At 66.5% G+C, this 12,966-nt stretch carries 11 protein-coding genes; 9 read left to right on the forward strand and 2 right to left on the reverse strand.

All coding sequences use genetic code 11. The annotated features are described in order from the left end of the window. Positions 1-2 precede the first annotated feature (2 nt). Entirely contained in the window at positions 3-1,568 is a 1,566-nt protein-coding gene (locus tag BN1136_RS17415) for an ATP-binding protein (RefSeq protein WP_043758826.1), read from the forward strand. 3 nt (positions 1,569-1,571) lie between these two features. After that, positions 1,572-2,264 carry a response regulator gene (locus BN1136_RS17420; RefSeq protein WP_043758828.1) on the forward strand — a complete coding sequence of 231 codons (693 nt, stop codon included), beginning with the start codon at positions 1,572-1,574 and terminating at the stop codon, positions 2,262-2,264. Positions 2,265-2,359: 95 nt separating this feature from the next. Here BN1136_RS17420 and BN1136_RS17425 read toward each other — a convergent pair whose 3' ends face one another. Further along, the gene (locus tag BN1136_RS17425) at positions 2,360-3,247 is read right to left on the reverse strand and encodes a DMT family transporter (RefSeq protein ID WP_043758830.1); all 888 of its coding nucleotides are present in this window, start codon (positions 3,245-3,247) and stop codon (positions 2,360-2,362) included. Positions 3,248-3,343: 96 nt separating this feature from the next. On the opposite strand from BN1136_RS17425, the gene BN1136_RS17430 reads away from it, so the two are divergent. Further along, entirely contained in the window at positions 3,344-4,135 is a 792-nt protein-coding gene (locus BN1136_RS17430; RefSeq protein WP_043758831.1) for an AraC family transcriptional regulator, read from the forward strand. Positions 4,136-4,214: 79 nt separating this feature from the next. On the opposite strand, the gene exaC is transcribed toward BN1136_RS17430, so the two are convergent. Next, positions 4,215-5,732 (reverse strand): acetaldehyde dehydrogenase ExaC, encoded by a 1,518-nt coding sequence (gene exaC / locus BN1136_RS17435; RefSeq protein ID WP_043758832.1) that lies wholly within the window; start codon positions 5,730-5,732, stop codon positions 4,215-4,217. A gap of 231 nt (positions 5,733-5,963) precedes the next feature. On the opposite strand from exaC, the gene BN1136_RS17440 reads away from it, so the two are divergent. The 6 genes from BN1136_RS17440 (at position 5,964) to phoR (ending at position 12,739) form a co-directional block, all read left to right on the forward strand. Next, on the forward strand, positions 5,964-7,631 hold the full coding sequence (locus BN1136_RS17440) for a sigma-54-dependent Fis family transcriptional regulator (RefSeq protein ID WP_043808992.1): 1,668 nt from the start codon (positions 5,964-5,966) through the stop codon (positions 7,629-7,631). A gap of 94 nt (positions 7,632-7,725) precedes the next feature. Continuing rightward, a complete protein-coding gene (locus tag BN1136_RS17445; RefSeq protein ID WP_043758834.1) occupies positions 7,726-8,901 on the forward strand; it encodes an acyl-CoA dehydrogenase in 1,176 nt (391 codons plus the stop codon). Further along, positions 8,901-10,055 (forward strand): CaiB/BaiF CoA transferase family protein, encoded by a 1,155-nt coding sequence (locus BN1136_RS17450; RefSeq protein ID WP_043758836.1) that lies wholly within the window; start codon positions 8,901-8,903, stop codon positions 10,053-10,055. The genes BN1136_RS17445 and BN1136_RS17450 overlap by 1 nt, the downstream gene beginning before the upstream one ends. 120 nt (positions 10,056-10,175) lie before the next feature. Beyond that, positions 10,176-10,586 carry a VOC family protein gene (locus BN1136_RS17455; protein WP_043758837.1) on the forward strand — a complete coding sequence of 137 codons (411 nt, stop codon included), beginning with the start codon at positions 10,176-10,178 and terminating at the stop codon, positions 10,584-10,586. Positions 10,587-10,688: 102 nt separating this feature from the next. Next, positions 10,689-11,378 (forward strand): phosphate regulon transcriptional regulator PhoB, encoded by a 690-nt coding sequence (gene phoB / locus BN1136_RS17460; RefSeq protein WP_043758840.1) that lies wholly within the window; start codon positions 10,689-10,691, stop codon positions 11,376-11,378. A gap of 65 nt (positions 11,379-11,443) precedes the next feature. After that, positions 11,444-12,739 (forward strand): phosphate regulon sensor histidine kinase PhoR, encoded by a 1,296-nt coding sequence (phoR, locus tag BN1136_RS17465; RefSeq protein ID WP_043758841.1) that lies wholly within the window; start codon positions 11,444-11,446, stop codon positions 12,737-12,739. The last annotated feature ends 227 nt before the right edge of the window (positions 12,740-12,966 follow it).

Below are 12,966 nucleotides of genomic sequence, written 5' to 3' on the forward strand. Positions count from 1 at the left end.
AGATGAAACTGCGCCACCAGCTAGTCACCCTCTCCCTCGGTCTGTCGCTGCTGCTGATCCTGATCCTGGGGGGCCTGCTCGCGCTCTTCATCCGCCACCTGCTGGAGAGCAACCTGGAGGATAAAGGCAGCGATCTGGCGCGGGTGCTGGCGGCGGATACCCGGGTGGTGCAGGCGCTGCAGCAGGGGCAGGATCCGGGGCTACGGGACTATGTTCAGGGGATCTGCGATCGCACCGATGCCGCCTACATGGTGGTGACCGACGAGCATGCCATTCGCCTGAGCCACCCCTCGCCGGAGCTGGTGGGTGCGAGCTTTCGCGGCGAGGATATCTGGCCGGCGATCCAGGAGCGGCGCAGCTACTGCTCCAGGGACGTCGGCACCCTGGGACCGGCCATCCGCTGCTTCTCTCCCGTCATCGGGGCGGACGGCCGCGCCATCGGCGCCGTGGTGGTGGGTTACCTGATGCGTACGGTGGAGGGCATCTACCTGGAGCGGATCGCCCTGCTTATCAGTGCCATCGGCGCCGTGCTGGGCTGTGGCCTGTTGCTGGCGTTCTGGGTGCAGCATCGGCTGCGCCGCACCCTGCTGGATCTGGAGCCGGAGACCATAGCGAACCGCTTCGCCCAGCAGGATCTGGTGCTGGAGGGCATCTCGGAGGGCATAGTGGCCCTGGATGCGAGCGATCGCATCCGGATGATCAACAGCGCCGCCTTCTATCAGCTGCGCCTGCCCGGCACCGGCCGTCATGCCCTGCTGGGGCGCTCCCTGGCAGAGCTGGCCCCCAGCCTGCTGCCGACCCTGACCCAGGAGGGCGGGGTGCGTTTCTCCGTGCAGGGGGAGGACTTCGTCGGTCACTGGCAGGTTCTCGGCGGGCGGGAGCCGGGTCGCATGCTCATCTTCAGTCGGCCGGACGGCACCGGCAGCCTCGGCATGCAGGTGACCCACCTGCGCCAGTACGCCGAGATGCTGCGGATCCAGACCCACGAGTTCGCCAACAAGCTGGGCAGCCTCTCCGGCCTGCTCCAGCTTGGCCACGTGGATCAGGCGGTGGAGCTCATCCAGCAGGAGAACGAGGCCTGCCAGACCATGCTCCAGGATGTGCTGCGGACCATAGAGAACAAGCCGGTGGCCGGGCTCATCCTCGGCAAGTTCAGCCGGGCGCGGGAGCTGGGAGTTGAGCTGGTGCTGGATCCCGGTTCGGCACTCGGGGAGTATCCGGCGGAGGTGTCGGCGGATCTCATCACCTGCCTTGGCAACCTGCTGGACAACGGCCTGCGCGCCGCCTGGGCGAACCGAGCCCATTGCCCCCCCAGGGTGCTGCTCTCCCTCGATGATTTCGGCCGGCGCCTGGTGATCGAGGTGGAGGACAGCGGCGAGGGGGTGGACGAGGCGCTGGCGGACCACCTGTTCGACTACGGCGTGAGCCGTCAGACCGGCGATCATGGCGTAGGTCTCTTTCTGGTCAAGAAGACCGTGGCCCGTCGTGGGGGTGTGATAGAATGGCGGCGCACCGCCGAGCAGACGACACTGTTCGGTATCTATTTGAATAAAAACCAATTGGTGTAAGTCATGAAGCCAATTTTCACGCTGATTATCGAGGATGACGAACGGATCGGCGCCATTCTGGCGGAACTGATCTCCTCGACCCCGGGATACTCTCTCCTGGGGCGGGCCGGCAGCCTGGCCGAGGCCGATCTCATGCTGCGCGCCACCGAGCCCCAACTGCTGATCGTCGACATCTCCCTGCCCGATGGCTCGGGCCTGGAGTGGGTCAACCAGCTGCGTCACCACAACCGGGAGGTGTTCGTGGTCATGGTCACCGCCTCCTGCGACGTGGAGACCATACAGCAGGCCCTGAATCTGGGGGTGCAGGACTACATCATCAAGCCGCTTAGGCTGTTTCGCATCCAGCAGAGCCTGGACGAGATACTGACCCTGCACCGGCGCCTGTGCGAGCGCGGCCTGCTGGAGCAGAGCGACCTCGATCGGCTGATGGGCAAGGGGCGGGTGCAGCCGAGGGAGGTGCGCGACACCCCCAAGGGGATCGACGCCATCACCCTGCGCCAGGTGCTGGAGCTGCTGGCGGGGGAGCCCGACAACGCCTTCTCCACCGATACGGTGGCGCTGCGCCTTTCACTCAGCCGCACCACGGCGCGCCGCTATCTGGAGTTTCTGGAGTCCGAGGACAAGCTGGACGTGGATCTCAACTATGGCCAGCGCGGTCGCCCGGAGCGGCGCTACCACTGGCGGCGCAGCAACTGAGCCGAGGGGCTCGCAAGCCTGCACGCGAGCAACGCAAGACAAAACAGAAAAGGGAGCCAGGGCTCCCTTTTCTGTTGGCCGTGTTCGGGCCCGCCTCAGGCCTCTTCCGCCAGAACGGGGCGGGCTCTTGGCTTGAGCTGGGCGAGCATGACGCCCCCCAGGATGAGGCCACCCCCCAGCAGGTGATAGCCGTGAATGGGCTCCCCCAGGGTGATGACGGCGATGAGCGCCGTGCACAGGGGCATCAGGTTCATGAAGACCGAGGTGCGCTCCGGCCCCAGGCTCGCCAGGCCGCGCATCCAGCAGTAGGCGGCAAAGAGGGAGGAGGCGATGCCGGCAAACAGCACCATGCCCCAGCCTTCCCGGGGCACTGCCAGAGACTCGGCGCTGAGGGCGACCGGGACCAGCAGCAGCACCGCCAGCAGGATCTGCAGGTAGAGGTTGAGCCAGGGGCCGAACGGCAGTTGCCAGCGGCGGATCAGGAGGCCATAGAGCGCATAGCTGGCGGCCCCCAGCAGCATCATGCCATCGCCGGGATTGATGCCGGTGCGCAGCAGCACCAGTGGCTCGCCCTGGCCGAGCAGCCAGAACACCCCGAACAGGGAGAGGCTCATGCCGAGCAACGCTTGCTTGCCGGGGCGCTGACCGAAGAAGAGCGCCCCCTGCAGCAGGGTGAGCAGGGGCAGCAGGGAGCCGATGACCCCCATGTTGGTGGCCGAGGTCGAGTGGGCGGCGTAGTAGGCGAGGCACTGGTAGAGCACCATGCCGAGCAGGGAGAGCACCAGCAGCTTGCCGAACCAGGGGCGGATCTCGCTGCGCCGGCGCCAGAGTGCGGGCAGGCAGAAAGGGCTCAGGGCCAGGGCGGCGATCACCCAGCGGTAAAACGAGATGGCGGCGGGATCCACCACGCCGGCGGCGGCCTTGGAGACCACGGTATTGGCGGCCCAGATCAGGATGGCGAGCAGGGGGAAGAGAATGGGCATAGGCACTCCTTGAGTCGATGGGGAGAGTCTAGCCTTGTCTTGAACGATGCAAGTAGCGTAAATAAGACATGTCATAACCGCTTTGGGACATTTTCCATGGGAAGCCGCACCCTGGCCGAGCAGGATCGCCTGCTGGCCGCCCCCAACCCCCTCTATTTTCGCTACAGCCAGATCCAGGGGGGGAACGCCTGTGCCGAGCACGCCCACCCCTGGGGCCAGCTCAGCCTCATCAGCCTGGGGGTCATGGTGGTGGAGGTGGGGGGGCAGCGGCTGGTGGCGCCGCCGGACTACCTCATCTGGGTGCCGGCCAATCTGCCCCACAGCGCCTTCAACGAGCAGACCCTGGATTACACCTCCATCTACGTGAGCCACGCGCTGGCCCCGCGCCTGCCCCGGGAGCCCCAGCTGCTGGCGCTCACCCCCCTGCTGCGGGCCCTGCTGGACGACTTCACCCAGCGCCGGGTCGGCCATCTGGAGGACGAGTGGGACGCCCGTCAGGGGGAGCTCTTCATCGAGAAGCTGGCGCGCACCCGCTGCCAGCCGAGCTACCTGCCCCAGAGCCGGGATCGCCTGCTCGCCCCCCTGCTGGCGGCGCTGCAAGCGGCCCCCGAGGACAACCGCACCCTGGCCGAGTGGGCCAGGGCGCTGCACAGCACGGAGCGCACCCTGGCGCGGCACTGCCAGAAGGAGCTTGGCATGAGCCTCGGCCAGTGGCGCACCCGGCTGCGCCTGGTCAAGGCGCTGGACTGGCTGCGCGGCGACATGCCGGTGCAGGAGATCGCCTGGCGCCTGGGCTACACCTCCACCTCGGCCTTTATCGCCATGTTCCAGCGCGAACAGGGCTGCGCCCCCCAGCGCTATCGCCAGCAGCTGGGTCAGCCCGGGTGATCCCGGTGGCAGCCGGACAAAGTTCGGCGGAAAAAGAGAGGGCGCCTGACAGGCGCCCTTTTTATCAGCGATGACCGGCTTAGAAGAAGCCGAGGGGGTTGATGTCGTGGCTCACCAGCAGGTTCTTGGTGTTCTGGTAGTGGTCCAGCATCATCTTGTGGGTCTCGCGACCGATCCCTGATTTCTTGTAGCCGCCGAAGGCCGCGTGGGCCGGGTAGGCGTGGTAGCAGTTGACCCAGACCCGGCCGGCCTGGATGCCGCGCCCCATGCGCCAGGCCAGGTTGCTGTCCCGGGTCCAGAGGCCCGCCCCCAGGCCGTACTGGGTGTCGTTGGCGATGGCCAGCGCATCCGCCTCGTCCTTGAAGGTGGTGACCCCCAGGGCCGGCCCGAAGATCTCCTCCTGGAACACCCGCATCTTGTTCTGGCCGTGGAAGATGGTGGGCTGGATGTAGAAGCCCCCCTCCAGCCCGCTCACCCTGGCCGCGCCGCCGCCGATCAGCATTTTTGCCCCTTCGCCGCGGCCAATCTCCATGTAGCTCAGGATCTTGTCGAACTGCTCGCGGGACGCCTGGGCACCGACCTGGGTGGCGGTGTCGAGGGGGTTGCCCTGGACGATGGTGCGGGCACGGGCCAGCACTTTGTCCATGAAGTCGTCATAGATGCTCTCCTGCACCAGGGCGCGGGAGGGGCAGGTGCACACCTCGCCCTGGTTGAAGAAGGTCATCAGCATCCCTTCCACCGCCTTGTCGATGTAGCTGCTCTCGTGCTGCATCACGTCGGCGAAGTAGATGTTGGGGGACTTGCCGCCGAGCTCGACGGTGGAGGGGATCAGCTTGTCGGCGGCGCAGCGCAGGATGTGGGCCCCCACCTCGGTGGAGCCGGTGAAGGCGAGCTTCTGGATCCGGTTGCTGGTGGCGAGCGCCTGGCCCGCCTCGGCGCCGAAGCCGTTGACCACGTTGACCACACCGGGAGGCAGGATGTCCTTGATGAGATCCATCATCAGCATGATGGTGACCGGGGTCTGCTCGGCGGGCTTGAGCACGCTGCAGCAGCCGGCCGCGAGCACGGGAGCCAGCTTCCAGGCGGCCATCAGCAGGGGGAAGTTCCACGGAATGATCTGGCCGACCACGCCGATGGGCTCCTTGAAGTGGTAGCTGACGGTGTTCTGATCCAGCTCGGCGGCCGAGCCCTCCTGGGCGCGGATGCAGCCGGCGAAGTAGCGGAAGTGATCCACCACCAGGGGCAGATCGGCGGCCAGGGTCTCGCGCACCGCCTTGCCGTTCTCCCAGGTCTCGGCGATGGCGAGCCGCTCTATGTTCTGTTCGATGCGATCGGCGATGCGCAGCAGCAGGTTGCTGCGCTCGGTGACGCTGGTCTTGCTCCAGGCCGGGAAGGCCTTGTGGGCGGCATCCAGCGCCAGCTCGATGTCGGCGGCGTCGGAGCGGGCCACCTCGCAGAACACGCGGCCATCCACCGGCGAGATGTTCTCGAAGTAGCGACCGGCGCGCGGCGCGACCCAGTCGCCACCGATGAAGTTGTCGTAACGGGACTTGAAGCTGACCAGGGCACCTGCCTGACCGGGAGCGGTATAAATCATCTCATCATCCTTATGTGTGTGGTCCTGACCGGCCGGAGAGGCCGGCTGCACTCCTGCTTTCGCAAGGGGCGTGCCAGAGGGTCTGACCAGCATCACAAAAGTTACAAAAACGTTATCAAACGGGGTGCGGCGGCGTATCTTGATTAACCAGTGACCCCGGCGACGACCACAGGAGTGTGCCGTTTCTGGACAGGGGTCGTGACACTGTGCCCTTTGTGAACAGGAGGCGTGATGAGCGAGTTCCCCCAATCTGGTTCCAGCCCGATCCAGCGTTCCTGGCAGCGCTGCCTGCATCAGGGGCTGCACCGCCAGCAGAGCGCCGAGCTGGATCTGCTGCCCCAGGGGGAGCTGTCGGCCCGCCAGGAGGAGCACAGGCTGCTTATCGCCAGCTTCCAGCGCTTCGTGCTGCCCCTCTTCGAGCAGCTGCTGGCGGGCCGCCCCTGCCGCCTGCTGCTGTGCGACGGCGAGGGGGCCATCCTGGCCGCCAGCGGTGACGACGGCTTCGCCCGTCACGCCGAGCGGGTCTTTTTGCGCAGCGGCGCCCGCTGGGGAGAGGCAAGCAAGGGCACCAACGCCATCGGCACTGCACTGGCCGAACAGGGGGAGGTGCAGGTGCTCGGCACCCAGCACTTCTTCGCCCAGCACAGTTTTCTCAGTTGCAGCGCCTGCCCGCTGCTTGGGCCGGACGGCCGCCTGCTCGGGGTGCTCGACATCTCCACCGATGCGGCCCACCACGACGGCGACATGCTGGGCACGGTGCGCCTCCTGGCCATGACCCTGGAGAACGCGCTGCTGACGAGCCAGCCGGGCTGGCTGGTGGATCTCGATCCCCAGAGTTTCTGGTCCGCCCGCCTGCTGCTGGGGGAGGCCGGTGAGCTGCTCGGGGCCAACAGGGCCGGCCGGCTCTGGCTCGGCCAGCACCCCTTCGACGGCAAGCAGTGGCTGCGAGAGGGGCGCGCCCTGCGGCTGGTGCCGGAGCCTGCCTCCCCCCGGCCCCGCAGGCAGGATGACGCCAGGGAGGTGAAGGCGCCCGGGCAGGTGCCCCTCAAGATGCTGGAGCGCGGCATCTCCCTGCTCATCGAGGGGGAGACCGGCAGCGGCAAGGAGCATCTGGTGCGCGATCTCCATCGCCGCTCAAGTCGCCACGATAAACCCCTGGTGTGCGTCAACTGCGGCGCCCTGCCGGCGGATCTGGTGGAGGCGGAGCTGTTCGGTTATGTGGGCGGGGCCTTCAGCGGTGCCCGCAGCCAGGGCAGTCAGGGATACCTGCGCGCCGCTCACGGCGGCATCCTGATGCTGGACGAGATTGGCGAGCTGCCACTCTCGGCCCAGACCCGGTTGCTGCGGGTGTTGCAGGAGCGCGTCGTCACCCCGGTTGGCAGCACGCGCCCCGAGCCGGTGGATTTCTGGCTGGTGTCGGCGAGCCATCGGGATCTGGCGGCCATGGTGGCGGCCGGCACCTTCCGGGAGGATCTCTACTATCGCATCTGCGGCTGGCGCCAGCAGCTGGCCCCATTGCGGGCCTGGCCGGCACAAGATCGGCGGGCACTGATCCTGCGCCTGCTGGCCGAGATGGATCCGGCGCTGCAGCTGACCCGGGAGGCCGAGCAGCAGCTGCTGACCCACCCCCTGCCCGGCAACGTGCGCCAGCTCAAGCAGGCGCTGGAGGTGGCCTGCGTGCTGGCGGAGGGAGAGGGCTGGATTGAACTCGCCCACCTCCATCTGCCGGAGGCGACCGCCGTGCCGGCCCCTTCGGGCGAGGGCACCACCTTGCGGGCCCAGAGCCGCCAGCGGGTGCAGCAGACCCTGGCGGAGTGCGGCGGCAACGTGAGCGAGGCGGCGCGCCGCCTCGGCATCAGCCGCACCACCCTCTATCGGGCGTTGCGAGGGGAGGCGTGACACAGGTGTTGTCCACCCGCTTCCTTGGTCAGGCAGGGTCTGCAAGAGACCCGTTTGTTACGGTTTGATTCTTTCACATGGCATGGAGTGCCTTATGACGCGTACCCCCTTCGATTGGCAAGACCCCTTTTTTCTGGATGACCAACTGAGCGACGAGGAGCGGCTCATCCGCGACGCCGCCCGCGACTACTGTCAGTCCCGCCTGATGCCGAGGGTGCTGGAGGCCAACCGCCGCGAGCAGTTTGACCGCACCATCATGAACGAGCTGGGGGAGCTGGGGCTGCTCGGCGCCACCTTGCCGGAGCAGTATGGCTGCGCCGGGGTCAATCACGTGGCCTATGGTCTCATCGCCCGGGAGGTGGAGCGGGTCGACAGCGGCTACCGTTCGGCCATGAGTGTGCAATCGTCCCTGGTGATGCATCCGATTTTTGCCTACGGCGACGAGGCCCAGCGCCAGCGCTGGCTGCCGGGGCTGGCCCGGGGCGAGCTGGTGGGCTGCTTTGGCCTCACCGAACCGGACGCGGGCTCGGATCCTGGTTCCATGAAGAGCCGCGCCGAGCGGGTCGAGGGCGGTTATCTGCTCACCGGCAACAAGATGTGGATCACCAACTCCCCCATCGCCGATCTCTTCGTGGTGTGGGCCAAGCTCGATGGCGAGATCACCGGCTTCGTGCTGGAGCAGGGGATGGCCGGACTCTCTGCCCCCAAGATCGAGGGCAAGTTCTCCCTGCGCGCCTCCATCACCGGCGAGATCGTGATGGATCGGGTCTTCGTGCCCGAGGCCAACCGGCTGGCCGGGGTGAGCGGCCTCAAGGGGCCGTTCGGCTGCCTGAACAAGGCGCGTTACGGCATCGCCTGGGGGGCGCTCGGCGCCGCCGAGTTCTGCTGGCACGCCGCCCGCCAGTACGGGCTGGATCGCCAGCAGTTCGGTCGCCCCTTGGCCGCCACCCAGCTGTTCCAGCTCAAGCTCGCCAACATGCAGACCGAGATTGCCCTCGGCCTGCAGGGCTGCCTGCGCACCGGGCGCCTGATGGACAAGGGGCGCTGCCCGGTGGAGCTGGTGTCCCTCATCAAGCGCAACAGCTGTGGCAAGGCGCTGGAGATAGCCCGCATCGCCCGCGACATGCACGGCGGCAACGGCATCAGCGACGAGTTTCACGTCATCCGCCACCTGATGAACCTGGAGGCGGTCAATACCTACGAGGGGACTCACGACATCCACGCCCTGATCCTGGGGCGTGCCCAGACCGACCTGCAGGCGTTCGAGTGATGGGGCCGCTCGCCGGTGTGCGCGTGCTGGATCTCAGCCGCGTGCTGGCCGGCCCCTGGGCCAGCCAGCTGCTTGCCGATCTCGGCGCCGACGTGGTCAAGGTGGAGGCCCCCGGGCGCGGTGACGACACCCGCCATTGGGGCCCGCCCGAGCTGGTGGCGGGGGAGGCGGCCTACTTTCACGCCGCCAACCGGGGCAAACGCTCCATCGCCCTGGATCTGGCGCGCGACAGAGACACCCTGCTGGCATTGGTGGACCGTGCCGACGTGGTGATCGAGAACTTCAAGGTGGGGGGGCTCGCGCGCTTTGGCCTCGATTACCCTAGCCTCAAGGCCCGCCGCCCAGAGCTCATCTACTGCTCCATCACCGGCTTTGGCCAGGACGGGCCCTGGGCCCAGCGACCCGGTTACGATCTGCTGATCCAGGGGCTGGGCGGATTGATGAGCATCACGGGTCAACCCGACGGGGTGCCCGGCGGCGGGCCGGTCAAGGTGGGGGTGGCGCTCGTCGACATCCTCACCGGCCTCTACGCCACCATCGGTATCCAGGCGGCCCTGCGTCACCGGGAGCGAACCGGGGAGGGGCAGCAGATCGATCTGGCCCTGCTCGACGTGTCGGTGGCGGTGCTGGCCAACCAGGCGATGAACTATCTCGCCACCGGGCAGGCCCCCGGGCGCCTTGGCAACGGCCACCCCAATATCGTCCCCTACGACGTTTATCCCACCAGCGATGGCCACCTCATCCTCGCGGTGGGCAACGACGGCCAGTTTGCCGCCCTGGCGGCCCTGCTGGGGGCCCCCGAGTGGGCGCAGGATCCCGACTTTGCCACCAACGCTGCCCGGGTGCGCCAGCGCCACCGGCTCAACGCCCTGATTGCCGAGCGGTTGCTGGCGCGCACCAGCGCCGAGTGGAGTGCCATGCTGGAGGCGGCCGGCGTCCCGGGCGGCCCCATCCTCACCCTGGATGCCCTGTTCGCCCTCGAGCAGGGGGCGGTGCGCGGCTGGGTGCAGCAGGTGCAGCGCGGTGAGCAGACCTTGCCGACCCTGGCCAACCCGCTCCATCTGTCGGCCACCCCGGTGCGCTACGGGCGCGCCTCGCCGGCCCTGGACGGTGACCGGGATGCGGTGCTGCGCGACTGGCTCGGGCAGGGCTGAGCAAGGGCGAGCGAGCCTGCCCGGCGGCAGGATCTGCTCGCCATGGTCCCGGATCGCTGGAGCCAGAGAGACGCGCCCGCTATGATGCGCCCCGTTCATTCATCTGTGGAGGCACTTCCCATGGCACAACATCTTGGCGCCCTGACCCTGCTGGTGGCCGATTATGACGAGGCCATCGCCTTCTTTACCCGGGGGATGGGCTTCGCGCTGCTGGAAGACACTCTGCTCGACGAACCGGGCAAGCCGGGCAAGCGCTGGGTGCGGGTTGCCCCCAGGGGGGCCCCCGGTTCCGCCCTGTTGCTGGCGCGGGCCGCCACCCCGGAGCAACGGGCCGCCATCGGCCGACAGGGAAGCGGCCGGGTCTTCCTCTTCCTCGAGACCGATGACTTTTGGGGGGACTACGAACGCATGCGGGAATACGGCGTTCATTTCTGTGAAGAACCCAGGTGCGAGCCTTACGGCACCGTAGTGGTGTTCGAGGACATCAGCGGCAACCGCTGGGATCTGTTGCAACGCACTGCTGCCAACTGAATCTGAAAACGTTTATCATCCCGCCCGTCATAAAGTCATAAAAGTGTCACAGAAAGTTCTAATAATTGGCGCACCCATCTTCACAGAGGAGAGAGAAGGGATATGGCTAAGCGAATTCTGGTGGTCGAGGACGAGGCACCGATCCGCGAAATGCTCTGCTTCGTGCTCGAGCAGAAGGGATATGAAACAGTAGAGGCGGAAGACTACGCCGATGGACTGGCAAAGGTGCGCGAGCCTTACCCCGAACTCATCGTGCTGGACTGGATGATGCCCGGTGGCAGCGGCATCCAGTTCATCAAGCAGCTCAAGCAGGATGAGATGACCCGCCAGATCCCGGTGGTGATGCTGACCGCCCGCGGTGAGGAAGAGGACAAGGTCCGCGGCCTGGAGGCGGGTGCCGACGACTACATCACCAAGCCGTTCTCCCCCAAGGAGCTGACCGCCCGCCTGCATGCGGTGATGCGCCGTGTCTCTCCCACCTCGGTGGACGAGGTGATCGAGGTGCAGGGGCTCAAGCTGGATCCGGTGTCCCACCGGGTCAGCGCCGAGGAGAAGGCGCTGGACATGGGGCCGACCGAGTTCAAGCTGCTACATTTCTTCATGACTCACCCGGAGCGGGTCTACAGCCGCGAGCAGCTGCTCAACAACGTCTGGGGGACCAATGTGTACGTCGAGGACAGAACCGTGGACGTGCATATCCGCCGCCTGCGCAAGGCCATCGAGGAGACGGGGCACGACAGGCTGATCCAGACGGTGCGCGGGGCCGGTTACCGCTTCTCGACCCGCCTCTAGGGACCCCATGCCGGACGCGCCTGCTGGCGCAGCTCCCTGCTCTTTGCCGTCTCTAGGAGACCTGAATGTTGCAACCTTACGCCTGGCGGCGACAGTTGTGGCGAATGGCGTTCTTCTACGCCCCTTTCGTCTTGGTAGGTTGGTTAATCGATCATCTCGCGCTCTGCCTGCTGGTGGCGACCGTGCTCCATCTGGGCTGGCACTATCGCTTCCAGAAGCGGCTGTCGGACTGGCTGTGGCACGATCGCAGCCTGGTCCCCCCCCATGGCAGCGGTAGCTGGGAATACATCTTCAACGGCATCTACAAGTTGCAGCAGCGCCACCGTGCCCGTCGCCGGGAGCTGGCGGGTCTTATCCGTCGTTTCCGGGAGGGGGCAGAGGCGCTGCCCGACGCCGCCGTGGTGTTTCGCACCGACGGCAGCATCCTCTGGTGCAACCGGCTGGCGGAGCAACTGCTCGGCTTTCGCTGGCCGGAGGACGCCGGCCAGCACATCGGCAACCTCATCCGTCACCCGGCCTTTGCCGCCTACCTCGGCAAGGGGCAGTACGACGAACCGTTCGAGATGGCGTCCCCCATCAACGAGGAGAAGTTCCTCGAGTTTCGCATCATGCCCTATGCCGAGGATCAGGCCATGCTGGTGGTGCGGGACGTGACCCGGCTGCGCAGCCTGGAGAAGACCCGCAAGCATTTTGTTTCCAACGTCTCCCACGAGCTGCGCACCCCCCTCACCGTGCTCAAGGGCTACCTGGAGATGACCGAGGAGCCGCCGCCGCCCGCCATGTGGGCCAAGGCGCACAGGGTGATGATGGAGCAGACCATACGCATGGATAACCTGGTCAACCAGCTGCTTACCCTGTCACGCATCGAAGCCGCCCCCACGGTGGATCTCTCCCACCTGGTGGACATGCCCGCCATGCTGGGGCTGCTGGAGCAGGAGGCGCGCGCGCTCTCCGGCGAGCGGGGCCACGAGATCGTGTTCAACGTGCAGTCGAACCTGTTCGTGCGCGGGGATCAGGATCAGCTGCGCAGCGCCGTCTCCAACCTGGTCTACAACGCCATTCACTACACCCCGGCGGGACGCAAGATCACCGTGGAGTGGCGCAAGCAGGGGCAGATGGCGCTCTTCGTGGTGCTGGACGAAGGGGAGGGGATTGCCCCCGAGCACCTGTCGCGTCTCACCGAGCGCTTCTACCGGGTGGACAAGGCACGCTCGCGTCACACCGGGGGGTCCGGGCTCGGCCTTGCCATCGTCAAGCATGCCCTGAGCCATCACGACGCCCAGCTGGAGATAGAGAGCCGTGTCGGAGCGGGCAGCCGCTTCAGCTTCCTCATTCCCGCCCGCATGGTGGTGATTAAATAGCCTTTCACAGCAATGGGTTAGCAACGAAAGGAGGGCTGCGTTCGCAGCCCTCCTTGCATTTGTGCAAAACCTTGCTCATGTCATTAAAGTGTCACATTAAATCCATAAATTTGTCACTGCCAGGTCAGATACTGGCGCCGTTTCAAGAACGGACCTTCTGTAACTGTGGAGAGGGTGATCGGGTTTGAACCATGTATCGACGTCATACTGACGATTGCCTTCTGCAA

This window comes from Aeromonas taiwanensis (assembly GCF_000820165.1).
GTDB classification, from domain to species: Bacteria; Pseudomonadota; Gammaproteobacteria; order Enterobacterales; family Aeromonadaceae; genus Aeromonas; species Aeromonas taiwanensis.